At 60.8% G+C, this 23,888-nt stretch carries 12 protein-coding genes and 6 pseudogenes; 8 read left to right on the forward strand and 10 right to left on the reverse strand.

What is annotated here, in order from left to right; translation table 11 throughout:
* Nucleotides 1-99: 99 nt before the first annotated feature.
* The 3 genes and pseudogenes from G3W89_RS30755 to G3W89_RS30765 all read left to right on the forward strand — a co-directional run.
* Nucleotides 100-1,193: pseudogene (locus G3W89_RS30755) on the forward strand (IS91 family transposase); the annotation flags it as partial.
* A 759-nt stretch (nt 1,194-1,952) separates the two neighbouring features.
* A complete protein-coding gene (locus tag G3W89_RS30760; protein WP_162577738.1) occupies nt 1,953-2,984 on the forward strand; it encodes a helix-turn-helix transcriptional regulator in 1,032 nt (343 codons plus the stop codon).
* 86 nt (nt 2,985-3,070) lie between these two features.
* Complete coding sequence (locus G3W89_RS30765) at nt 3,071-4,498, forward strand: amidase (RefSeq protein ID WP_162572158.1); 1,428 nt, start codon at nt 3,071-3,073, stop codon at nt 4,496-4,498.
* A gap of 851 nt (nt 4,499-5,349) precedes the next feature.
* On the opposite strand, the pseudogene G3W89_RS30770 reads toward G3W89_RS30765, so the two are convergent.
* The 6 genes and pseudogenes from G3W89_RS30770 to qacG2 all read right to left on the reverse strand — a co-directional run.
* Nucleotides 5,350-6,471: pseudogene (locus G3W89_RS30770) on the reverse strand (IS91 family transposase); the annotation flags it as partial.
* 123 nt (nt 6,472-6,594) lie between these two features.
* A complete protein-coding gene (locus G3W89_RS30775; RefSeq protein ID WP_003158660.1) occupies nt 6,595-9,510 on the reverse strand; it encodes a Tn3-like element IS1071 family transposase in 2,916 nt (971 codons plus the stop codon).
* Between the two features lie 114 nt (nt 9,511-9,624).
* Complete coding sequence (locus tag G3W89_RS30780) at nt 9,625-9,789, reverse strand: DUF3150 domain-containing protein (RefSeq protein ID WP_162572161.1); 165 nt, start codon at nt 9,787-9,789, stop codon at nt 9,625-9,627.
* A gap of 324 nt (nt 9,790-10,113) precedes the next feature.
* Nucleotides 10,114-13,083: pseudogene (locus tag G3W89_RS30785) on the reverse strand (Tn3 family transposase).
* Between the two features lie 2 nt (nt 13,084-13,085).
* A complete protein-coding gene (locus G3W89_RS30790; protein WP_108499742.1) occupies nt 13,086-13,646 on the reverse strand; it encodes a recombinase family protein in 561 nt (186 codons plus the stop codon).
* Between the two features lie 309 nt (nt 13,647-13,955).
* Nucleotides 13,956-14,288 carry a quaternary ammonium compound efflux SMR transporter QacG2 gene (qacG2, locus tag G3W89_RS30795; protein WP_162572169.1) on the reverse strand — a complete coding sequence of 111 codons (333 nt, stop codon included), beginning with the start codon at nt 14,286-14,288 and terminating at the stop codon, nt 13,956-13,958.
* 217 nt (nt 14,289-14,505) lie between these two features.
* Here qacG2 and G3W89_RS30800 point away from each other — a divergent pair.
* Nucleotides 14,506-14,790 (forward strand): annotated as a pseudogene (locus G3W89_RS30800) (phage integrase N-terminal SAM-like domain-containing protein); the annotation flags it as partial.
* A gap of 193 nt (nt 14,791-14,983) precedes the next feature.
* On the opposite strand, the pseudogene istB (G3W89_RS30805) reads toward G3W89_RS30800, so the two are convergent.
* Nucleotides 14,984-15,496: pseudogene (gene istB, locus G3W89_RS30805) on the reverse strand (IS21-like element helper ATPase IstB); the annotation flags it as partial.
* Between the two features lie 151 nt (nt 15,497-15,647).
* On the opposite strand from istB (G3W89_RS30805), the gene G3W89_RS30810 reads away from it, so the two are divergent.
* Nucleotides 15,648-18,518, forward strand: coding sequence for a Tn3-like element IS1071 family transposase (locus G3W89_RS30810; RefSeq protein WP_013397097.1), 2,871 nt, complete (start codon nt 15,648-15,650; stop codon nt 18,516-18,518).
* On the opposite strand, the gene G3W89_RS30815 is transcribed toward G3W89_RS30810, so the two are convergent.
* The 3 genes from G3W89_RS30815 to istA are packed head-to-tail and all read right to left on the reverse strand — an operon-like array spanning nt 18,487 to nt 21,771.
* Nucleotides 18,487-19,434: a Tn3 family transposase gene (locus tag G3W89_RS30815; protein WP_015060629.1), complete on the reverse strand. Its 948-nt coding sequence runs from the start codon at nt 19,432-19,434 to the stop codon at nt 18,487-18,489. The genes G3W89_RS30810 and G3W89_RS30815 overlap by 32 nt on opposite strands.
* Nucleotides 19,431-20,225: an IS21-like element IS1600 family helper ATPase IstB gene (gene istB / locus G3W89_RS30820; protein WP_011255145.1), complete on the reverse strand. Its 795-nt coding sequence runs from the start codon at nt 20,223-20,225 to the stop codon at nt 19,431-19,433. Before istB (G3W89_RS30820) ends, G3W89_RS30815 begins: the two co-directional genes overlap by 4 nt.
* Nucleotides 20,215-21,771, reverse strand: a complete 1,557-nt coding sequence (gene istA, locus G3W89_RS30825) for an IS21-like element IS1600 family transposase (RefSeq protein WP_011255179.1) — start codon at nt 21,769-21,771, stop codon at nt 20,215-20,217. Before istA ends, istB (G3W89_RS30820) begins: the two co-directional genes overlap by 11 nt.
* Before the next feature lie 109 nt (nt 21,772-21,880).
* Between istA and G3W89_RS30830 the strand changes: the two are divergent.
* From G3W89_RS30830 to G3W89_RS30840, 3 genes and pseudogenes are all read left to right on the forward strand, one after another.
* Nucleotides 21,881-22,372, forward strand: a pseudogene (locus G3W89_RS30830) (cyclase family protein); the annotation flags it as partial.
* On the forward strand, nt 22,372-22,881 hold the full coding sequence (locus G3W89_RS30835) for a MaoC family dehydratase (RefSeq protein WP_015060627.1): 510 nt from the start codon (nt 22,372-22,374) through the stop codon (nt 22,879-22,881). The pseudogene G3W89_RS30830 and the gene G3W89_RS30835, both read left to right, overlap by 1 nt.
* Nucleotides 22,878-23,801, forward strand: a complete 924-nt coding sequence (locus tag G3W89_RS30840; protein ID WP_015060626.1) for a dihydrodipicolinate synthase family protein — start codon at nt 22,878-22,880, stop codon at nt 23,799-23,801. Before G3W89_RS30835 ends, G3W89_RS30840 begins: the two co-directional genes overlap by 4 nt.
* The last annotated feature ends 87 nt before the right edge of the window (nt 23,802-23,888 follow it).

The following is a 23,888-nucleotide window of genomic DNA, read 5'->3' on the forward strand; positions in this document are numbered from 1 at the left end:
AGTCAATGAAATCAACGATCTACCAACACCACCTCCGCGCCAGTGCTAGCTTTTCGTACCGTCACTTATTGCACTGAAAACGAGGAGACCCCGATTAGCGCCATCGAGCGCTGCCGCACGTCCGCGCTGGGTGGTCACGTCGAGCAGTGCGACGCCTGCGGGCACCAGCGCATCGCTTTCAACAGTTGCCGCAACAGGCACTGTCCGAAGTGCCAGTCGCTGGTGCGCGCCCAGTGGCTGCAGGACCGGCAGGCCGAACTGCTGCCGGTCGAGTACTTTCACATCGTCTTCACCGTACCGCAGGAGATTGCCGCCATCGCGTACCAGAACAAGGCCGTGGTGTACGACATCCTGTTTCACGCCACCTCTGAGACGCTGCGCACCATCGCCGCCGACCCCAAACATCTCGGAGCCGAGATCGGCTTCATCACCATCCTGCATACCTGGGGCCAGAACTTGCTGCATCACCCGCATCTGCACTGCGTCGTGCCCGGCGGTGGGGTGGCCCCGGACGGCAAGCGCTGGATCGCCTGCCGAGCGGGCTTCTTCCTGCCGGTGCGGGTGCTGTCGCGGCTGTTTCGCCGCCTGTTCCTGACACAGTTGCGCAGCGCCTTCGACAACGGGGAACTGCGCTTCTTCAACGGCCTGGCTGCGCTACAGGATTGCGATGCCTTCGCCAGCTACCTGGCGCCCGCAACCCAGGCCGAGTGGGTGGTCTACGCCAAGCCACCTTTCGGCGGGCCCGAGCAGGTCCTGAACTACCTCGGGCGCTACACCCATCGCGTGGCGATCTCCAACAACCGCCTGGTCGACTTCGCCGATGGCGAGGTGGCCTTTGCGTGGAAGGACTACCGCCACGAATCGCGCCACAAGGTCATGCGCCTGGATGCCCAGGAGTTCGTCCGCCGCTTCCTGCTGCATGTCCTGCCCCTGGATTCCAGCGCATCCGCCACTATGGGCTCCTGGCCAACCGCTATCGCGAGACCAAGCTCGACCACTGTCGCCAGCTGCTGGCGGCACCCGCACCGGTCGTGGAGTTGCCCGATGCACCGCTGGACTATCGGGACCGCTATCAGCGCCTGACTGGCGTGTCTCTGCGCGACTGCCAGCATTGCGGTCGTGGCCAGATGGTGCGAATCGAATCCTTTCTGCCGGGAACCTTGCCGCGCGGTCCGCCGCCCATCCCCTCATGAACACAAGCCCGGCCTTCACCCCATGCGCTTCCAGATCCGTGTCGCGAAGCGATAGGTGTCCCTTTGCATGCTCACGCCCATCAATGGCGAGAGCCTCTCGCCACGCCCTCGTGGCAGCGCCAATGCACACGCCGCAGCCCCCGTTCTTCGGTGCCAGCTCAACCCAGCGCTGCAATTTCCTCAGCCTTGCGCACCTGCGCCTCGCGCTTGGACAAGTCGGTGCTGATTCAATCCCCATAGCGCACCACCACCTGGACGGCGGTTTAGTTCAACGGGATCTTTAGCCTACCGGCTGCGGAACAGGCGTCGCGGGGTTGATCAGCGTCTGCGCGCCGCAGCCGCCAGGCTAAAGACTCTCTGCATTATGCACAGCTGTACATAAAGGCTGACTGCAGCCGGTCAGGTTTTGCAGCCCAATGACAGTCGCCGCCGAAACCTGCCATTCGTCATCCTGCGAGGCGCCCAACCGCTGTAAATTCGGCAGCGGCCACTCATCAGCGATGGGCTATTGCCTGCCATGCGTTGCCCTGCCAATGTCAGATGTTGTCATCGCCCAGACCTGACCCCGAGTGAGTACGTCAAAAAGAGGTCGGGTCAACAAGCCGGAAGCCGTCCAACTCCAGTTTGAAAGTGTCCGGATATGGGGGAGACGTCACAACTTCGAACTGGAAGATGATAATTGTCTACAGAAGCGGTTGAAGTCCAGTACATTGATACGCGTGCTACTCCTTTCCATTCTTAAGCAACGGGGGCCAGCTGTTGACCTGCAGCATTCGAACCTTTTCGACCTACCTCAATGATGTCGATCGACTTCTAGAGGAAATGCCCCCGCTTTCTGCTCTGGATGGGTGCGTGAGGCGGCTGGCTAAGGTGCTGGGCTTTGATTCGGCCTGGTATGGGTTCCTGGGCTGGGAGACTTCAAGCGCGGGCAATGGCGTGCCGTCAAACTCAAGCAATACCGGCCCGGTGATGCATGGCACGGCTGCGCTGAACCTGCCGGGTGACTTCTATCAAACATGGCAGGCGATGAGCCACGAAGATCTGTTGCTTGATCAGATTCGCAAGGCCCCGAGACGAGTTGCCACGTACCTGCGAAGTCAAGCCGTGCAGACGGACGGGATGATGGCGATGGTGGATCGGTATGGCATCGGGTCCATCGCCACAGCCACCCAGATACGAACGGATCATCAAGGCTCATTGTTCTTGGCCTGTTTGCGCCATGGGGGATCGTCCGTGCGCCGCTGGCACAACGGAGAACGCGATTTTCTGTACGCATCGGTTGAGGTGTTGGACCGACAAATCCGCCAACGGGCAGACGTGACTGCCGCGACTAGCGGTGAGGGTGTTGAGCTGCTGGTCTCCGCTGCCGGGCACTGCGTCTTTGGCGGTGCCGGGTTGCTTGCCTTGGGAATGGATGCTGAGGGCCCCGTCCGCGATAAGTTGCAGGCAGCCATCCGAACGGCACTGACGCGCACCGGTCGACTCGTGGCTGATGATTTGGGACTGGTCATCACCGCGAAGCCAGCCAAAGTCGACGACGGCGCTGGACTTCGGAGAGTGCACGTCAGACCCCTGTCACCGGTCAGTCGGTTAAGCCCGCGCGAAGCGGAAGTGGCAGCACTCTTGACCCAAGGCCTCAGCCATAAACACGTCGCGCGCCATCTGGGTATTTCCCCGGCTACGGTGCGCAATCAGACGAGCCAAATCTACGACAAGCTGGGCGTCCACAACCGAGCGACGCTGGCCTCCGTCCTTGCTTCGGCCAGCCCCGACCGATCTTCGCCACCATAGGTCATTTGCATCATTCAAAAGATTGACGCTTTGCTGCAAGCTCTCTTTGCCCTGAAGTGACAGGACATAAATAAGGAGCTTGAGACATGGACTTGAAGGACTACAGCGCACATGACGCCACTGGATTGGCCGATTTGGTCAGAGCCGGAGAAGTGAGCGGAGCAGAACTCACCGACTGTGCCAACCGCGCAATCGATTCGGTAAACGGTTCAATCAATGCCGTTGTCCGCAGGCTGGACCCTCCAGTGATGGGCGACAGCGAGGGCGCTTTTGCTGGCGTGCCATTTTTGGTCAAGGACCAGGTTCTGGCGGTAGGCGGCGTGCCGCAAATGATGGGCACCCGCATGCTGGCCAAGGGCGAGTTCATTCCTCCGGCAGACAGTGAACTGTTCACGCGCTTTCGCAAGGCGGGCCTCAACACCATCGGGATCACAGCAACGCCCGAGTTCGGCTTCAACGCCACCACCGAGTCGGTTCTTCACGGGCCCACCCGCAACCCCTACAACCTCGATCGCTCTTCTGGCGGCTCTTCAGGGGGTTCAGCGGCCGCTGTAGCGGCTGGCATTGTGCCCGTGGCGCATGCCAACGATGCCGCAGGTTCCATACGGATTCCAGCGGCCTCTTGCGGCCTGATCGGATTGAAACCATCTCGGGGCCGAACGCCTCTTGGCCCTTACCACGGGATGCCAGTGCTCGGTATGGCCTGCGAATTCGCCGTGACCCGAACGGTACGCGATTGCGCGGCATTGCTCGATGCTGTCGCAGGCCCCGACATCGGCGCGACCCAAGGCATCGCCTTGCCAACCCAGTCCTACGTGCGCGCGATTGCTTCCGACACCCGGCCACTGAAAGTAGCGTTGGTGCGGCAGTGGCCCAAGGCGCCGGCGGTGGAGCGGCAAATCGACGAGGCGCTGCAGCGCACCGCCCGCTTGTTGGAGGCCCAGGGGCATGTGATTGAGGAAACGGCGCCTGTCTATGACGTTGATGCTTTCATGCGCGCGAATTTTTCGGCGTGGATGTCTTTCCTTGCGGTGGGGGTCAATGGGTTGAAAGCCGCTATGGGCCGTGAACCTGGGCCAGATGTGCTTGAGGCAGTGACGCTGGCCTGCGCGCAGGCGGGCAACGCATTGACGGCGATGGACATCGAGGATGTGTTTGCCGTGATGAACACCATGTCCCGAAGTCTCGGCGTATTTCTCACGCGCTACGACATCATCTTGATGCCCGCCTTGAAACGCACGCCACTGCCCCTTGGGTACCTGGATCAAAACGATGCGAGTCTCGACGCTCATGGCTGGTACGACCGGCTCTTCGATGCGATTCCTTTCACGGCGCAGTTCAACATGACCGGACTGCCAGCGCTAACCTTGCCAGCAGGCATGCATGACGAGATGCCCGTCCCCATTCAAATGGTGGCGGGAATGGGGCGTGAAGATGTTTTGCTTCAGGTCGCTCGTGACCTTGAACGATTGCAGCCTTGGCGAGCATTCAGGCCCAAAGTGTTCGCTCAATAAAAGTGGATTCTTCAAACCTGCTCAACTCAAGCCTTTGACGTTCCCGGGAAACCTCAAACAAAGTTAAAACACCGGGGGTCAGATGTTGGTATCCGTTCTCGGTCTTCGCACTGGCATTTTTGAATGTGGCGAACCCTGAGGAAATCAATATGCGCTACCCATAAGGTTCCTGTGCGGACGCTAGGACAGGTGTAGACTTCTGGAAGGTGGGCTTCACCCGCTTCGCTAAACAGTTTTCAACTTCCAGTTCAAAGATACTCATAGTCCATGGATGCCTTGAGATCGATAGCACCTGTTGGGCCTTGGGGGCGTCGTCGTTCGAGACAAAGCGCAGTAGCGACATTTCCCCAAAGTCGGCCGTATCTAAAACTGGACATAGGGCCTCAGAGGCTGCGTATCCCTCCGATGGCGGCTTGGGTACAAAGAGCGAGAAGTCATGGCGCTCCCGCAACCAGCAGCAACCGCTGCTTATGGAAAGCTCTCCATAATGCAGAGAGTCTTTAGCCTGGCGGCTGCGGCGCGCAGACGCTGATCAACCCCGCGACGCCTGTTCCGCAGCCGGTAGGCTAAAGATCCCGTTGAACTAAACCGCCGTCCAGGTGGTGGTGCGCTATGGGGATTGAATCAGCACCGACTTGTCCAAGCGCGAGGCGCAGGTGCGCAAGGCTGAGGAAATTGCAGCGCTGGGTTGAGCTGGCACCGAAGAACGGGGGGCTGCGGCGTGTGCATTGGCGCTGCCACGAGGGCGTGGCGAGAGGCTCTCGCCATTGATGGGCGTGAGCATGCAAAGGGACACCTATCGCTTCGCGACACGGATCTGGAAGCGCATGGGGTGAAGGCCGGGCTTGTGTTCATGAGGGGATGGGCGGCGGACCGCGCGGCAAGGTTCCCGGCAGAAAGGATTCGATTCGCACCATCTGGCCACGACCGCAATGCTGGCAGTCGCGCAGAGACACGCCAGTCAGGCGCTGATAGCGGTCCCGATAGTCCAGCGGTGCATCGGGCAACTCCACGACCGGTGCGGGTGCCGCCAGCAGCTGGCGACAGTGGTCGAGCTTGGTCTCGCGATAGCGGTTGGCCAGGAGCCCATAGTGGCGGATGCGCTGGAATCCAGGGGGCAGGACATGCAGCAGGAAGCGGCGGACGAACTCCTGGGCATCCAGGCGCATGACCTTGTGGCGCGATTCGTGGCGGTAGTCCTTCCACGCAAAGGCCACCTCGCCATCGGCGAAGTCGACCAGGCGGTTGTTGGAGATCGCCACGCGATGGGTGTAGCGCCCGAGGTAGTTCAGGACCTGCTCGGGCCCGCCGAAAGGTGGCTTGGCGTAGACCACCCACTCGGCCTGGGTTGCGGGCGCCAGGTAGCTGGCGAAGGCATCGCAATCCTGTAGCGCAGCCAGGCCGTTGAAGAAGCGCAGTTCCCCGTTGTCGAAGGCGCTGCGCAACTGTGTCAGGAACAGGCGGCGAAACAGCCGCGACAGCACCCGCACCGGCAGGAAGAAGCCCGCTCGGCAGGCGATCCAGCGCTTGCCGTCCGGGGCCACCCCACCGCCGGGCACGACGCAGTGCAGATGCGGGTGATGCAGCAAGTTCTGGCCCCAGGTATGCAGGATGGTGATGAAGCCGATCTCGGCTCCGAGATGTTTGGGGTCGGCGGCGATGGTGCGCAGCGTCTCAGAGGTGGCGTGAAACAGGATGTCGTACACCACGGCCTTGTTCTGGTACGCGATGGCGGCAATCTCCTGCGGTACGGTGAAGACGATGTGAAAGTACTCGACCGGCAGCAGTTCGGCCTGCCGGTCCTGCAGCCACTGGGCGCGCACCAGCGACTGGCACTTCGGACAGTGCCTGTTGCGGCAACTGTTGAAAGCGATGCGCTGGTGCCCGCAGGCGTCGCACTGCTCGACGTGACCACCCAGCGCGGACGTGCGGCAGCGCTCGATGGCGCTAATCGGGGTCTCCTCGTTTTCAGTGCAATAAGTGACGGTACGAAAAGCTAGCACTGGCGCGGAGGTGGTGTTGGTAGATCGTTGATTTCATTGACTTTCCTGTTCACTTTCAAATCTGCGATTCGTGGCGTCAAACCGTGGTCGGTTTCATCCATTGGTGCCAGTTATCGATGCATTTGGCCGCGAAGGCAGGATTTGGTCAGCATAGCGGTCAACCGGGAAGCGAAACACACCCCGCAAGTTGATGCTCTCCAGCCTGGTGGGCGCAATCTTCCCGATCAGTTCCGGTGGAATGACCTGGCGGCGGTTCGACCAGCGATCCAGGACCGCCTGCATCTGTGAGGTATTCCACGCCATCACGATGTTGGCCATCAGGCTCAACGCATCGGCCACAGCCTGCATTTCATCGACACGTTTGGCCTGCGCCGGGCTGATCCGGCCGGTATAAATGGCGCGCTTGAGGGCGTTAACAGCCTCGCCCCGATTGAGCACCCGGCGCAACTCGTTCCTGAAAGCGTCCTTGACAAAGTAGTCAGCCAAAAACGCCGTACGCAGCAACCGCCCCAATTGCACGCCAGCCTCATAGATTGGATCGCCCTGGGCGGCAGAACCGAACCGCGCAAGAGCTGCCACCGCACTGGCATGTCCGCTCATGACCGAGGCTGCCAGGTGCACCAGACTATCCCAATGCTTTTCGATCAAAGCGACGTCGACATTGGCTTCGCACACCGCAGCGATTTCTGCGGGCACTTTGGTGCCGCGTGGCACAAAGAGGTGGCGCTGTTTGAGTTCCTTCAACCGCGGGCAAAGATCAAAACCAAGCAAACGGGCATGTGACATGGCAAAGTCGGTGTAGCCATGGGTATCCACAGCAAGCTGGCTGGTCTCCAGCTTTTCTTGGCGGATGACACCTTCAATGGCCACGCCCGCCTGGCGCTCATTGAGCACAAAGGGCTGCGCATGGAAGATGCCCCACCGGTCTTTTACATGGGAGTAGATTCCAATGGAAGGTGTGTTGCGCCGAGGATCAAGCCGGGCTTGCCACACCCGTTTGGTGGTCTCCATGGTCATCATGTCAGAAGATGCCAAATCGGACCGCCCCCAGGTGGCGGCAATCGGGTGTCGCTGCATGAATTCCAGCACAGCCTGGCAGGCCTGGCTCAGACGCCGTTCGTCCCGCGCCCAGCGCATGGCCTGGCGAATGCTGGTGGCAGACAATTGCGGAATCATGCGCGCGCATTCGACCGCAGTCAGACTGGTGCCGTGGGCCATGATGCCGGCATAGACCATCAGCAGCTCGTCGGTAGAGCGCGGCTCACGTCCGAGCATGATCCAGCTAAAGCGCACCTGGGCGTCAACGGCCAGAATCACTTCCGGCAATTGAACCTCACCGATGCGGTGATCCAAAGCCGCGCGCAGCTTGGTCACTTCTGGGTCTTCGTCCTCTGCGGGCAATGGCGACAAATGGAGTTCATCATCCACGCGCAGTACGCCACTGCGGGCTGCAGCGGCCACCGCATCGACACCGGCAGTTACTCTGGCCAGCAAAGGCTTCAAGAAAGTGGCAGCCTTGCTGGGTAACGATAGACGGGCATAGTGTTTCTTGGACTCTGCCTGCCAACGCTCGTCCGTGAAGAACAAGCGCGCACGACCCCGAAAGCTCAGGCTGTGCTCAATCCAGACCGAGCCATTGCGCACCGCGCGGCGCAGGGCAAACAGGGTGGCCACCTCCAACGCCTGAAACGCCCGTTCCCGGTCTGGGCTGGAGATCGAAACCTGCCAGATCATTCCCAGACTTGGTGCCACCACTTCAACTGGCAGCTTTCTGGATCCTTTGAGATATAAAGCTTGCAGCTTGGCAAGGTACTCGATGGCAGGATGCTCGCCGGTGGCCTGCCAGGGCAGCTTTGCAATGGCGACGAGCAACGACCGCACGGGGCGAATTCCATCAATCAATCCCTCGCGGACCAGGGAGGCCCTGCTCGGTGGTTTGCGTTTCTGGGTTTCGGTGATCAAGGCTTCAAGACGGGCACGCAACTCAGCATCTGGCACCGCACCTTGCGCGCTCAAGGCAACAAGTTCGCCGAGCAGCGTTTTGTACATTGCGGCCCAATTGACGGTAGCGGGGACATCGGCGGCAGCCTGACGCCACAGATCGGCGATCCGGCGCTGCACCATAAGGATCAACTGGTCTGTGGTGGTGAACAGGCAATACCGAAGAAAGCATGCGACCTCCACGGTGCGCGCTGGCTCTTTGATCTTGGCTCCGGCTGAGGGCGGCCTGGAGACAAGTCGGCGCGCGTAGCGGCGCAAGATGAGATCGGGGATGTCTGCCAGGTGCTTATGAACGTCCAGCGTGTAAAGCAGGTCGATGCGCTCCAGTACCTCGCTGATTTGGCGGGTTGAGTGTTTCGCCGGTGCAGCCCATAGCCAACTCTGCTGGGTTTGTCCATCTGGGCGCAGCTCTGAAACTGAGGCTCGCCAGCGATCAAGTGTTGCTGGATCAACGCTGGCGGCGATGGCGGTGCCTGTTTCAACTTCAAGCTGGGCAAGTGCCGCCGCAATCAGTGTCCGAATTGCCCGCTCGTGCACGATCACCAGCTTGTTCTTGTACAGCCATTGACGCGCCCGCACGAGTAGCTGATCGCGGTCGGCGCAGCGCGCCACTTCGTCGCGCAGTTCACGTACCAGTGAGCGGCGCTGGTGCTCGCTCATCCACTGGAATCCAAGGACCGTGCAGGCTACTTGTTGGTGATCGAATAGCGTGCGCCCGCGTTCATACATGGCTCTCAGCGAGGCGACTTCTGGTGCTGCAATGCCAAGCTCGTTGCCAAGGTGGCGCCACAAGGCTACTGGAATTACCCGAAAGGCACCGAGCAAACGCCCACTCATGCGCAGGAAACCAATATGGAGCGCCAGACCAAGCTTGTGGGAATCACCTCGGCGTGCATTGATTGCGTCGCGCTCGGCACCATCGAAGGTGAAAAATGCCTTCATCTCGAAGTCGCTGATATCGCGGGGGAGCCCACGCATCCCCAAAAACGTTGTGTGCCAACCCTGCATCGTGAACCTCAAAAGTGGGAGGCCACCATACCCGTTTACAAAGCGAACAGGAAAGTCAATGAAATCAACGGTCTACCCAGACCACCCCCGCGCCAGTGCTAGCTTTGCGTACCGTCACTTATTGCACTGAAAACGAGGAGACCCCAGCTCCGGGTTCTTGGCCAGCAAGTTTTCCTTGCGGAGACGCTTGCGGCCAGACCAGAGGTGGATGTCCAGAGAGACACAGACGATGCCGTTGGCTTGCGTCTGTTTGATGTTGAGAACGGCGGGTGCGTTCATGTGGGTACTCCAAAAGAGGAGCGGGAACCCACTACCCCTTGCGGGAATGTGAATTCCCGCTGGGGTTGACAGTTAAATGCAAGCGCTAAGACCTGCGGACGGAAGAACCGAACGAGCCGATCTTAGGGGAAGGACTCGGGCCCCGCAATCGAACCGGACCAGGCCTGTGGCAACATAAAGCCACGTCGCCCTACCCCGCCCAAGCACACCACCTGGTTACTCCACCATGCCCGCAACGCACGCACTGAGCCTCACCCTTCACATCGACCGCCTGGCCAAGGGGCACTATCAGGGGTCATCTCAGAAAACGGAAAATAAAGCACGCTAAGCCGGTTGCAACGGTCGTAGCGGCCTGAACTTGCCCGCGCCGATCTTTGCGCTGCTGCGCCAGAGGTAATCGCCGGTCAGGTTGATGTGCTCCCAGCCGAGCGGCGACAGGTATTGCAATAGCGTGTCATCGACAGCATGCCCGTTGCCACGCAACGCATGTGCTGCGCGCTCCAAATAGACCGTGTTCCACAACACGACGGCCGCCGTGACCAGGTTGAGGCCGCTGGCCCGGTAGCGCTGCTGCTCGAAGCTGCGGTCGCGGATTTCGCCCAGCCGATTGAAGAATACGGCGCGGGCCAGCGCGTTGCGCGCTTCGCCCTTGTTGAGTCCGGCGTGGACGCGGCGGCGCAGCTCCACGCTTTGCAACCAGTCCAGGATGAACAGCGTGCGTTCGATGCGCCCCAGCTCGCGCAGGGCGACGGCTAAGCCGTTCTGGCGCGGATAGCTGCCGAGTTTCCGAAGCATCAGCGAGGCTGTCACCGTGCCCTGCTTGATCGAGGTGGCCAGCCGCAGAATTTCATCCCAGTGGGCACGAATAGCCTTGATGTTCAGCCTGTCGCTGCTAATCATCGGTTTGAGCGCGTCATAGGCGGTATCCCCCTTGGGGATGAACAGCTTGGTGTCGCCCAGGTCACGGATGCGCGGCGCAAAGCGGAAGCCCAGGAGATGCATCAGGGCAAAGACGTGATCGGTGAAGCCTGCCGTGTCGGTGTAGTGTTCCTCGATGCGCAGGTCGGACTCGTGGTACAGCAGGCCGTCAAGTACATAGGTCGAGTCGCGCACGCCGACATTGACCACCTTGGTGTGGAACGGCGCGTACTGGTCGGATATATGGGTGTAGAAGGTTCGCCCAGGGCTGCTGCCATATTTCGGGTTGATGTGACCGGTACTCTCGGCCTTGCTCCCGGTTCGGAAGTTCTGGCCGTCCGACGATGACGTGGTGCCGTCGCCCCAGTGTTCGGCGAAGGGATGCCGGAATTGGGCGTTCACCAACTCGGCCAGCGCTGTCGAATAGGTTTCGTCGCGGGTATGCCAGGCTTGTAGCCAGGCGAGCTTGGCGTAGGTCGTGCCGGGGCAGGACTCGGCCATCTTGGTCAGGCCCAGGTTGATCGCGTCGGCCAGGATGGTGGTCAACAGCAGATTTTTGTCCTTGGCCAGATCGCCCGATTTCAGGTGCGTGAAGTGGCGGGTGAAGCCCGTCCACTCATCGACTTCGAGCAGCAGTTCGGTGATCTTGACGTGTGGCAGGATCATGGCTGTCTGGTCGATCAGCGCCTGCGCGGTGTCGGGTACCGCCGCATCCAGCGGCGTGATCTTCAGGCCCGACTCGGTGATGATCGCATTCGGCAGGTCGTTGGCCGCTGCCATGCGGTTGACCGTGGCAAGCTGCGCTTCAAGCAGCGTCAGGCGGTCGTGCAGGTACTGGTCGCAGTCGGTGGCCACGGCCAGCGGCAATGCGCTGGACTGCTTGAGGCTGGCGAACTTCGCGGGCGGCACCAGGTAGTCCTCGAAGTCCTTGAACTGGCGCGATCCCTGCACCCAGATGTCGCCCGAGCGCAGCGAGTTCTTCAGCTCGGACAGCGCGCACAGCTCGTAGTAGCGCCGGTCGATACCCGCGTCAGTCATCACCAGCTTCTGCCAGCGCGGCTTGATGAAGTCGGTCGGGGCATCGGCAGGCACTTTGCGGGCGTTGTCGGTGTTCATGCCGCGCAGCACCTCGATGGCGTCCAGCACGTCCTTGGCGGCGGGCGCGGCTCGCAGCTTGAGCACGTCGAGGAATTCCGGCGCGTAGCGGCGCAAGGTGGCGTAGCTCTCGCCGATACGGTGCAGGAAATCGAAGTCATCGGGCTGCGCGAGCTTTTGCGCCTCAGTGACGCTCTCGGCGAAGGCATCCCAGGACATGACGGCCTCGATGGCAGCGAACGGGTCGCGGCCCGACTGCTTGGCGTCGATCAGCGCCTGCCCAATGCGCCCGTACAGGCGCACCTTGGCGTTGATAGCCTTGCCGGATGCCTGGAACTGCTGCTGATGTTTGTTTTTGGCGGCGTTGAACAGCTTGCCCAGGATGCGGTCGTGCAGGTCGATGATTTCGTCGGTGACCGTAGCCATGCCCTCGATGGCCAGCGCCACGAGAGTGGCGTAGCGCCGTTGCGGCTCGAACTTGGACAGGTCGGCAGGCGTCATCTGGCCGCCCTCACGGGCGATCTTGAGCAAGCGATTCTGGTGAACCAACCGCTCGCTGCCGGGCGGCAGATCGAGCGCCTACCAGGCTTTGAGGCGCTCAATGTGTTCGAGCATGTGGCGCGAGTTCGGTTTGGCGGGCGACTGGCGCAGCCAGGCCAGCCAGGTCGTCTTGCCGTTGTCGCGGCGTTTCAGCAAATCGTCGAGGCGATGCCTGTGCCCGTTCGACAATGGTTCGGACAGCGCTTCGTAGATACGCCGGTTGGCGCGGGTAATGGCCTCGGCACTGGCGCGCTCAATGGCGTTGAGTGCGGGCAGGATGATCGACTGCCGCCGCAGATGCTCAATCAGTGCACTGGCCAGCACGATGCCTTTGTCGGTTTGCATGGCCAGCTCGGTCAGCGTGTGCACGGCCTGCCGGTAGTGGCTCATCGTGAACGGCTGGAAGCCGAACACCGTTTGCAGTTCGACCAGGTGCTCGCGCCGGGTCTGCTCCCGCTGCCCGTAGTCGTCCCAGCTTTCGACGCCGACCTTGAGCTGGTCGGCGACCAGTTTCAGTAGGGGCAAAGACGGCGCCTGATCGACACCAAGGAAGATTCCGGGAAAGCGCAGGTAGCAGAGCTGGACGGCAAAGCCCAAGCGATTCGCAGGCCCGCGCCGCTGCCGGATAATGGAGAGATCGGTATCGCTGAACGTGTAATGTCGAATTAGGTCGTCCTTGGTGTCCGGCAACGCCAGCAGGCTTTCCCGCTCGGCGGCGGACAGTATGGAACGACGAGGCATATTTATTGATCCAATCTCAAGTATTGATACAGGGTCTCCCGGCTGACACCAAATTCACGTGCCAGCTTCGCTTTTTGTTCGCCGGCGGCGGCCCGCTGCCGCAGCTCGGCTACCTGTTCTGGCGACAGCGCTTTCTTGCGGCCCCGGTAGGCTCCGCGCTGTCTGGCGAGCGCGATGCCTTCCCTCTGCCGCTCGCGGATCAAGGCCCGCTCGAATTCGGCGAACGCCCCCATGACCGACAGCATCAGGTTCGCCATCGGTGAATCCTCGCCGGTGAAGGTCAGGCTTTCCTTGACGAACTCGATGCGCACGCCGCGCTTGGTCAGCTTTTGTACGAGGCGGCGCAAGTCATCGAGGTTGCGCGCCAAGCGATCCATGCTGTGAACCACCACGGTGTCGCCTTCGCGCACGAAGGCCAGCAGCGAATCAAGCTCGGGCCGCTGGGTGTCCTTGCCCGACGCCTTGTCGGTGAACACCCTGCCGACTTCGACATGCTCCAGTTGCCGCTCCGGGTTCTGGTCGAAGCTGCTGACCCGGACGTAGCCGATGCGTTGACCCTGCAAGATACCTCCAAATACGAAAGTGTCAGGAAGAAATCTATGACCTTTCGCCGCAGGTGTCAAGAAACACAAAAGTTAACTCTATTCTGACGTTGCTGGGTGGCTTCTCCTGACATCAGGATAGGGTATAGATCAGGTTGACGCCCCAACTCTGGGTTTCGGCTCCCGGCCAGGAGCGGCCGACCGTCAAACGGGTAAGCAGTCGCTCAACGTTTGACGTGAGGGGCCGCCGTAGCGGCGAAGCCGCGAAGGGAACCCGCAAGCGCAGCTTGTGGGCGGTCCCTCTCGACGGAATGGTTAGATGCGACCGTTTTAGTGAACACTTGCCTTAGATAGCAAGTTGAGCACAGCAACGCCGCTGATAATGAAGCCGACACCAACAAATCCCCACATATCTAGTTTTTGACCATGCAAAACCCATGCAATCGCAGTGACCAAGACGATCCCGAGGCCCGACCAAACTGCGTAGGCGATTCCAACAGGAATCGATTTGAGTGTCAGCGACAGGAAATAAAAAGCAGCAGCGTATCCCGCTACGACGATAAAAGACGGTACTAACCTAGTAAAGCCCTCACTAGACTTGAGCGCAGAGGTTGCAATGACCTCAGAAATAATGGCCGTAGCCAGAAATAACCAATTTTTCAAAATATTTCTCCATGGAGTTCCGCGAAGAAATTTTAGGTTCGATTTAAGAAAACAAACAGTCTTGTTGCTGGCCGAAATTTGTGCGCACAGCAAAGCATCTAACTTATGGTTTATCTGACCAAACACCGGATACCCACAACCGTGGTCGTTAAACAATGTCGCACGGCACCCAAAAAAAGTGTTTGAAATCAATTCTGTAAAGCATCATACTGGATGCATGAACAGGTATAACAGAAATGACAAACCTGACTGGGTCCCTCCCCGATCCATCAAGCTGCTCGATCAGGTGCGCGAACGGGTTCGCTACCTGCATTACAGCCTACAGACCGAGAAGGCTTATGTCTACTGGGCCAAGGCATTTGTGTTGTGGACGGCCCGCAGCCATGGTGGGTTTCGACATCCGCGCGAAATGGGGCAAGCTGAAGTCGAGGGTTTTCTGACCATGCTCGCCACCGAGAAGCAAGTGGCGCCGGCCACCCACCGGCAGGCGCTCAACGTGTTGGCGCCGATTCAAAATTGAGCCACCGTGCCGATTGAATTTTGAGCCAGGGCTAATGGCCAACCTGTGAAGGTCGGCTGTGGATAAGTGTAGTGCCTTGGGTCGGTTTTGGTCTCCTTGGTGATCGAGCTCGGTGGTCGTCCGTTGAGGGTAAGCCGCGCAGGGCGAAGCCCGTAGCGGCTTGCCCTTGAACCGCTCAGAACGGCTCAGCCTTCTTGGCCTGTTCGCGTGCCTTGATGCGTTTCTTGGCCACGGCTGTGCTGTGCATGAACCTGTGGGACTCGTTGCCCGTCTCGACGATGTGGCAGTGGTGCGTGAGTCGATCCAGCAGTGCCGTGGTCATCTTGGCATCGCCGAACACGCTGGACCATTCCTTGAAGTCCAGGTTGGTGGTGATCATCACGCTGGTCTGCTCGTAGAGCTTGCTCAGCAGGTGGAACAGCAAGGCGCCGCCTGCCTGGCTGAAGGGCAGGTAGCCCAGCTCATCAAGGATGACCAGGTCCATGCGCTGCAAGCTCGCTGCGATGCGGCCTGCCTTGCCTTGGGCCTTCTCCTGCTCCAGTGCGTTGACCAGGTCCACCGTGGAGTAAAACCGCACGCGTGAGCCATGGCGCGTGATGCCCGCCACGCCGATGGCCGTGGCCAGATGCGTCTTGCCCGTGCCGGGGCCACCCACCAGCACCACGTTGTGCGCCTGCTCGGTGAACGCCATGCTGGGGTCTCCTCGTTTTCAGTGCAATAAGTGACGGTACGCAAAGCTAGCACTGGCGCGGGGGTGGTCTGGGTAGACCGTTGATTTCATTGACTTTCCTGTTCGCTTTGTAAACGGGTATGGTGGCCTCCCACTTTTGAGGTTCACGATGCAGGGTTGGCACACAACGTTTTTGGGGATGCGTGGGCTCCCCCGCGATATCAGCGACTTCGAGATGAAGGCATTTTTCACCTTCGATGGTGCCGAGCGCGACGCAATCAATGCACGCCGAGGTGATTCCCACAAGCTTGGTCTGGCGCTCCATATTGGTTTCCTGCGCATGAGTGGGCGTTTGCTCGGTGCCTTTCGGGTAATTCCAGTAGCCTTGTGGCGCCACCTTGGCAACGAGCTTGGCATTGCAGCACCAGAAGTCGCCTCGCTGAGAGCCATGTATGAACGCGGGCGCACGCTATTCGATCACCAACAAGTAGCCTGCACGGTCCTTGGATTCCAGTGGATGAGCGAGCACCAGCGCCGCTCACTGGTACGTGAACTGCGCGACGAAGTGGCGCGCTGCGCCGACCGCGATCAGCTACTCGTGCGGGCGCGTCAATGGCTGTACAAGAACAAGCTGGTGATCGTGCACGAGCGGGCAATTCGGACACTGATTGCGGCGGCACTTGCCCAGCTTGAAGTTGAAACAGGCACCGCCATCGCCGCCAGCGTTGATCCAGCAACACTTGATCGCTGGCGAGCCTCAGTTTCAGAGCTGCGCCCAGATGGACAAACCCAGCAGAGTTGGCTATGGGCTGCACCGGCGAAACACTCAACCCGCCAAATCAGCGAGGTACTGGAGCGCATCGACCTGCTTTACACGCTGGACGTTCATAAGCACCTGGCAGACATCCCCGATCTCATCTTGCGCCGCTACGCGCGCCGACTTGTCTCCAGGCCGCCCTCAGCCGGAGCCAAGATCAAAGAGCCAGCGCGCACCGTGGAGGTCGCATGCTTTCTTCGGTATTGCCTGTTCACCACCACAGACCAGTTGATCCTTATGGTGCAGCGCCGGATCGCCGATCTGTGGCGTCAGGCTGCCGCCGATGTCCCCGCTACCGTCAATTGGGCCGCAATGTACAAAACGCTGCTCGGCGAACTTGTTGCCTTGAGCGCGCAAGGTGCGGTGCCAGATGCTGAGTTGCGTGCCCGTCTTGAAGCCTTGATCACCGAAACCCAGAAACGCAAACCACCGAGCAGGGCCTCCCTGGTCCGCGAGGGATTGATTGATGGAATTCGCCCCGTGCGGTCGTTGCTCGTCGCCATTGCAAAGCTGCCCTGGCAGGCCACCGGCGAGCATCCTGCCATCGAGTACCTTGCCAAGCTGCAAGCTTTATATCTCAAAGGATCCAGAAAGCTGCCAGTTGAAGTGGTGGCACCAAGTCTGGGAATGATCTGGCAGGTTTCGATCTCCAGCCCAGACCGGGAACGGGCGTTTCAGGCGTTGGAGGTGGCCACCCTGTTTGCCCTGCGCCGCGCGGTGCGCAATGGCTCGGTCTGGATTGAGCACAGCCTGAGCTTTCGGGGTCGTGCGCGCTTGTTCTTCACGGACGAGCGTTGGCAGGCAGAGTCCAAGAAACACTATGCCCGTCTATCGTTACCCAGCAAGGCTGCCACTTTCTTGAAGCCTTTGCTGGCCAGAGTAACTGCCGGTGTCGATGCGGTGGCCGCTGCAGCCCGCAGTGGCGTACTGCGCGTGGATGATGAACTCCATTTGTCGCCATTGCCCGCAGAGGACGAAGACCCAGAAGTGACCAAGCTGCGCGCGGCTTTGGATCACCGCATCGGTGAGGTTCAATTGCCGGAAGTGATTCTGGCCGTTGACGCCCAGGTGCGCTTTAGCTGGATCATGCTCGGACGTGAGCCGCGCTCTACCGACGAGCTGCTGATGGTCTATGCCGGCATCATGGCCCACGGCACCAGTCTGACTGCGGTCGAATGCGCGCGCATGATTCCGCAATTGTCTGCCACCAGCATTCGCCAGGCCATGCGCTGGGCGCGGGACGAACGGCGTCTGAGCCAGGCCTGCCAGGCTGTGCTGGAATTCATGCAGCGACACCCGATTGCCGCCACCTGGGGGCGGTCCGATTTGGCATCTTCTGACATGATGAGCATGGAGACCACCAAACGGGTGTGGCAAGCCCGGCTTGATCCTCGGCGCAACACACCTTCCATTGGAATCTACTCCCATGTAAAAGACCGGTGGGGCATCTTCCATGCGCAGCCCTTTGTGCTCAATGAGCGCCAGGCGGGCGTGGCCATTGAAGGTGTCATCCGCCAAGAAAAGCTGGAGACCAGCCAGCTTGCTGTGGATACCCATGGCTACACCGACTTTGCCATGTCACATGCCCGTTTGCTTGGTTTTGATCTTTGCCCGCGGTTGAAGGAACTCAAACAGCGCCACCTCTTTGTGCCACGCGGCACCAAAGTGCCCGCAGAAATCGCTGCGGTGTGCGAAGCCAATGTCGACGTCGCTTTGATCGAAAAGCATTGGGATAGTCTGGTGCACCTGGCAGCCTCGGTCATGAGCGGACATGCCAGTGCGGTGGCAGCTCTTGCGCGGTTCGGTTCTGCCGCCCAGGGCGATCCAATCTATGAGGCTGGCGTGCAATTGGGGCGGTTGCTGCGTACGGCGTTTTTGGCTGACTACTTTGTCAAGGACGCTTTCAGGAACGAGTTGCGCCGGGTGCTCAATCGGGGCGAGGCTGTTAACGCCCTCAAGCGCGCCATTTATACCGGCCGGATCAGCCCGGCGCAGGCCAAACGTGTCGATGAAATGCAGGCTGTGGCCGATGCGTTGAGCCTGATGGCCAACATCGTGATGGCGTGGAATACCTCACAGATGCAGGCGGTCCTGGATCGCTGGTCGAACCGCCGCCAGGTCATTCCACCGGAACTGATCGGGAAGATTGCGCCCACCAGGGGTCGTCTCAGAAAACGGAGAATAAAGCACGTTAAGCCGATTGCAGAGGTCGCAACGGCCTGAACTTGCCCGCGCCGATCTTGGCGCTGCTGCGCCAGAGGTAATCGCCGGTCAGATTGATGTGTTCCCAGCCCAACGGCGACAGGTACTGCAATAGCGTTTCATCGACGGCATGGCCGTTGCTACGCAACGCATGCGCTGCGCGCTCCAGGTAGACCGTGTTCCACAGCACGACAGCCGCCGTCACCAGATTGAGGCCGCTGGCCCGGTAGCGCTGCTGCTCAAAGCTGCTGTCGCGGATTTCGCCCAGCCGGTTGAAGAACACGGCGCGGGCCAGTGCATTGCGTGCTTCGCCTTTATTCAGCCCGGCATGGACGCGGCGGCGCAGCTCAACGCTTTGCAACCAGCCCAGGATGAACAACGTCCGCTCGATGCGCCCCAGCTCACGCAGGGCGACAGCCAGGCCGTTTTGGCGCGGATAGCTGCCGAGTTTCCTAAGCATCAGCGAGGCCGTCACCGTGCCTTGCTTGATCGAGGTGGCCAGGCGCAGAATTTCGTCCCAATGGGCGCGGACGTGCTTGATGTTGAGAGTGCCGCCGATCATCGGTTTCAGCGCGTCATAGGCGGCTTCGCCTTTCGGGGTGTAGAGCTTGGTGTCGCCCAGGTCTCGGATGCGCGGTGCGAAGCGGAAGCCCAGCAGGTGCATCAAGGCAAAGACGTGATCGGTGAAGCCCGCCGTGTCCGTGTAATGTTCCTCGATGCGCAGGTCGGACTCGTGGTACAGCAGGCCGTCAAGCACGTAGGTGGAATCGCGCACGCCGACATTGACCACCTTGTTGTGGAACGGCGCGTACTGGTCAGAGATGTGGGTGTAGAACGTCCTGCCTGGGCTGCTGCCATATGTTAATTTCCATGCAACCCTGAGCCGGCATTTCCATCGAATCTTGATCCACCCTTTTTGCAAGCCTGGAAGGCTCACGGTGTGGATAAGTTCTTGGTTTTCTCCTTCTTGGATTGTGCCGGCAGCGCCGAGCTGTTCTTGAATCGGAAGCTGTCGTTGCCAGTTTCCAGGATATGGCAGTGGTGCGTAAGCCGGTCCAACAGCGCCGTCGTCATCTTCGCATCACCGAACACCGACGCCCATTCGCTGAAGCTCAGGTTGGTCGTGATCACGACGCTGGTGCGTTCGTAAAGCTTGGACAGCAGGTGGAACAGCAAGGCCCCACCGGACGCGCTGAATGGCAGATAACCCAGTTCGTCGAGGATCACCAGATCGGCGTACATGAGCCGGGTGGCGATCTGTCCCGACTTGCCCTGCGCCTTCTCGACCTCCAGCGCATTGACCAGTTCGACCGTGGAGAAGAACCGGACTCGCCGGTGATGATGCTCGATGGCCTGCACACCGAGCGCCGTGGCCAGGTGGGTCTTACCAGTGCCCGGGCCCCCGACCAACACCACATTGTTGGCCTCCTCCAGAAACTCGCAACGGTGCAACTGCCGCGCCAGCGCCTCATTGACTTCGCTGTGGGCGAAGTCGAAACCGGCCAAGTCCCGGTACACAGGGAAACGGGCCACCTTCAATTGGTAGGCCACGGAGCGCACCTCGCGCTCGGCGGTTTCCGCCTTGAGCAGTTGGGCCAGGATGGGTTGTGCCGCCTCGAACGCCGGTGCCCCTTGTGCGGTCAGCTCGGCCACGGCCTGGGCCATGCCATACATCTTGAGCTCTCGCAGCATGATCACGATGGCGCCGCTGGCAGGGTCATGACGCATGACGCACCTCCTGGGCTGTGCGGGCAGCCGCGGGGCGGCGCAACTGGTCGTAGCGCAGCACGTTGGCTTGAGGTTCGTTGACCAAGCGCAGGGCCTGTGGTGCCGTCACCGGCGCCGCAGGCGCCGGCTCCCCTTCCAGCAAACGATGCAGCACGTTCAGCACATGGGTCTTGGTCGGCACGCCAGCTTCCAAGGCCAGCTCCACGGCGGCCAGCACGGCCTGTTCATCGTGGTGCAGAACCAGGGCCAGGATCTCCACCATCTCCCGGTCGCCACCCGATTGGCGCAGCAACATGGCCTGCAGCCGTTTGAAGGCTGGCGGCAGTTCGGCGAACGGAGCACCGTTGCGCAAGGCACCGGGCTTGCGCTGCAGCACCGCCAGGTAGTGACGCCAGTCGTAGACGGTCCGACCACCGACGTCGTGGCGCCGGTCGATGAGGCGCGTGTGCTCGCACAAGATCTGACCTTCGGCGGCGACCACCAGCCGCTCGGCGTAGACCCGCAGACTCACCGGCCGGTTGGCGTAGGAGGCCGGCACGCTGTAGCGGTTGCGCTCGAAGTGCACCAGGCAGGTGGGCGAGACCCGCTTGGTGTGTTCGACGAAGCCGTCGAAGGGGCGCGGCATCGGCATCAGGGTGGGCCGCTCCTGCTCCCAGACATCGGCCACCGTGCCTGGCAGCTTGCCGTGGACGATCTCGCGCCACAAGGTCTTGCAGCGGTTCTCCAGCCACTCGTTGAGTTCGGCCAGGGTTGGAAACGCCGGCACGGGTTGCCACAGCCGGTGACGCGCATCACGCACGTTCTTCTCCACCTGCCCTTTCTCCCAGCCCGAGGCCGGATTGCAGAACTCGGCCTCGAACAGGTAGTGGCTGACCATGGCGCTGAAACGGGCGTTGACGTCGCGCTCCTTGCCCCGGCGCACCTTGTCCACGGCGGTGCGCATGTTGTCGTAGATACCGCGCCGGGGAATGCCACCCAACACCGCGAAGGCATGGTTGTGCGCATCGAACAGCATCTCGTGGGTTTGCAGCGGATAAGCCCGCACGGTGAAGGCGCGACTGTGGCTGAGCTTGAAGTGGGCTACCTGCAGCTTGGTGCGCTCGCCGCCGATGACGGCCCAGTCTTCGCTCCAGTCGAATTGGAACGCTTCGCCAGGACCGAAGGCCAGCGGCACGAAGGTGCCTCGGCCGGTGGTCTGCTGCGCTTCCTGACGTTGCTGCTGCCAGACTCGGGCGAAGGCGGCTACCCGGCCGTATGAGCCTGGGTAGCCCAGGGCGGACAGGTCGGCGTGGAGTTGCTTCACGGTGCGCCGCTGCTTGCGCGACTTGCCCGCTTCGCTCTTGAGCCAGCCTGAGAGCTTCTCGGCGTAGGGATCGAGCTGGCTCGGACTGATGCGCCGAGGGTAGTGCGGCTCCGCCACACCCGCGCGCAGGTACTTCTTGATGGTGTTGCGAGACAGGCCGGTGCGCCGGGCGATCTCTCGGATGGACAACTGCTCGCGCAGGGCCCAGCGTCTGATGACACTTAATGTTGCCACGTCAATCACTCCTATGCTCCTGCCGAAAAAATCAGCAGGTTAGGGTTGTTACGTGGATCAGTTTTAGACGGAAATTACCGGGTTAAGTGGATCAGTTCTGGATGGAAATCAACACTTTGACCTCAAAAAGCATTTCGGCATGGACCGTCGGCACGTGAGCCATGAAGACCTCCAGGCCGTCATCGCGGAGGATGCGATCGACGTGCGGCCTGGCGACATAGTGGTGTTCCGCACGGGCTTCACGGAAGCGGTTATGGCGATGAACAGGCAGCCCGACAAGGAAATTCTCGACGCCACGGGCAGTGTCCTCGATGGGCGGGACACACGGCTGCTGAATTGGATAACCGACAGCGGCATCGCGGCACTGTGCGCCGACAACTACGCGGTCGAGGGCCTGCCCGCGCGCGAGGCGCTTGGCCGGCGGCCCTCGCTTCCCCTTCACCAGCATTGCCTGTTCAAGCTGGGCGTGCCGCTGGCCGAACTGTGGTGGGTGAAGGATCTGGCCGACTACCTCGGGCAGGAGGGCCGCACCGCGTTCCTGCTGACCGCGCCCCCCCTGCGGCTGCCCGGCGCCGTCGGCTCGCCCACCACACCGATCGCGACCACGTGATGCCGACGCCCGATCGAACTCCGCCCGTGCGCCTCGGGCAAGGCCGCCATTGGCAGGACATCCAAGTGGGCGATCGATTCGACACCTTCAGTCGTACCGTGACCGAGGCGGACCTCGTTAATTTCGTGTCGGTCACGGGCATGCTGGAGGCCATCTTCATCGAAGCCAACTACCCGGACGGGGCCATTGCCGGCCGGCCGGTACCGGCCGCGCTGACCTACACCCTGATCGAGGGGTTCATTCTGCAGACCATGATCCAGGGGACCGGGCTCGCCATGCTCGAGTTGACGCAGAAGATCCTCGCGCCCGTGCTGGTGGGCGACACGATCCGGGCCGAGATCGAAATCATGTCGATCCAGCCCAAGAAGACCGGCCGCGCCGTAGTCGCATCGGCGATCACCGTCCTGAACCAGCGCGGGGTAACGGTCATGACGTACACAGCGGTACGGTTGCTGGCCGGCCGCCCGCCCCATTCGAACCCAACCGGAAAACAAGGAGATACCCCATGAAATTTCGTGCCAGCGGCGTCATTCCAGCGGCGCTGATGCCTTTCACTCAAGACATGGAGTTGGACCTGACCACGTTCAGGTCTCACTTGCGTGATCTCGCCTCCGTCAAGGGAGTCACGGGAATCTGCGTCAACGGACACGCGTCGGAAGTCATGTCTTGCACGGAGCAGGAACAGGCCCGGATCTTAACGGTGGCTCTGGAAGAAGTAGGCAACGCGCTGCCGGTGATCGGCGGCGTCTATTCGGAAAGCAGCATCGTCGCAGCCCAGCATGCCAAGCAATGGCAGCAGCTCGGCGCCAACGCGCTCTTGGTGGTGCCACCGGCTGCTTTCGGCAAGGGTGCCCAGCTTCGGCCTGAGATGGTCATGGAGCATTACCAGCGGATCGCCGATGCATGCGACCTGCCACTGATCATCTTTCAATATGCGGGCGCGCAAATGATGGCGATCCAGACGCTCACCAATCTGGCTGACACCATCCCCAGCATCAAGGCGATCAAAGACTACTGCGGTGACCCCGTTGCGCACGAAGAGACGGTCAGACAGCTCCAGAATAGCCACAGGAAGGTGAACGTGCTGACCGCCCACAGCTCGTGGCTTCTGCAATCACTTGCGCTCGGGTGCGAAGGCATCTTGTCGGGTGCAGGCAGCACTGTCGCCGCGCTTCAGGCCGAGCTGTTCGAGGCGATGAAAGACAGCGACCTGCCACGTGCTCGGGAAATTAATGAGCGGCTGGACATTCCGAACAAGGCCTTCTACCACGCCCCGATGGCCGACCAGCACAACCGGATGAAAGAGGCTCAAGTCCTCATGGGACGCTTTCCCCATGCCGTGGTGAGGCCGCCGTTGATGAAGCTATCGACAGCGGAGATCGACGGCATCCGGGCGGCCTTGGCCAAGGCCGTCATGTTGAATCACTAAGGAGACCAGTATGACCATGGAATTCGCTTCCGGACTCGTAAAGCGCTCGGCATGCCTGTCTTGTAAACCGCTCAATGATCGACATCA

Source organism: Variovorax sp. PBL-H6, assembly GCF_901827155.1.
GTDB lineage: Bacteria > Pseudomonadota > Gammaproteobacteria > Burkholderiales > Burkholderiaceae_C > Variovorax.

Bases quoted from the DNA above. Each gene is read 5' to 3' on its own strand.
- G3W89_RS30765 (WP_162572158.1), top strand. From the start codon at position 3,071: ATGGACTTGAAGGACTACAGCGCACATGACGCCACTGGATTGGCCGAT.
- G3W89_RS30775 (WP_003158660.1), bottom strand. From the start codon at position 9,510: ATGCAGGGTTGGCACACAACGTTTTTGGGGATGCGTGGGCTCCCCCGC.
- G3W89_RS30780 (WP_162572161.1), bottom strand. From the start codon at position 9,789: ATGAACGCACCCGCCGTTCTCAACATCAAACAGACGCAAGCCAACGGC.
- G3W89_RS30810 (WP_013397097.1), top strand. From the start codon at position 15,648: ATGCAGGGTTGGCACACAACGTTTTTGGGGATGCGTGGGCTCCCCCGC.
- istB (WP_011255145.1), bottom strand. From the start codon at position 20,225: ATGCGTCATGACCCTGCCAGCGGCGCCATCGTGATCATGCTGCGAGAG.
- G3W89_RS30835 (WP_015060627.1), top strand. From the start codon at position 22,372: ATGCCGACGCCCGATCGAACTCCGCCCGTGCGCCTCGGGCAAGGCCGC.
- G3W89_RS30840 (WP_015060626.1), top strand. From the start codon at position 22,878: ATGAAATTTCGTGCCAGCGGCGTCATTCCAGCGGCGCTGATGCCTTTC.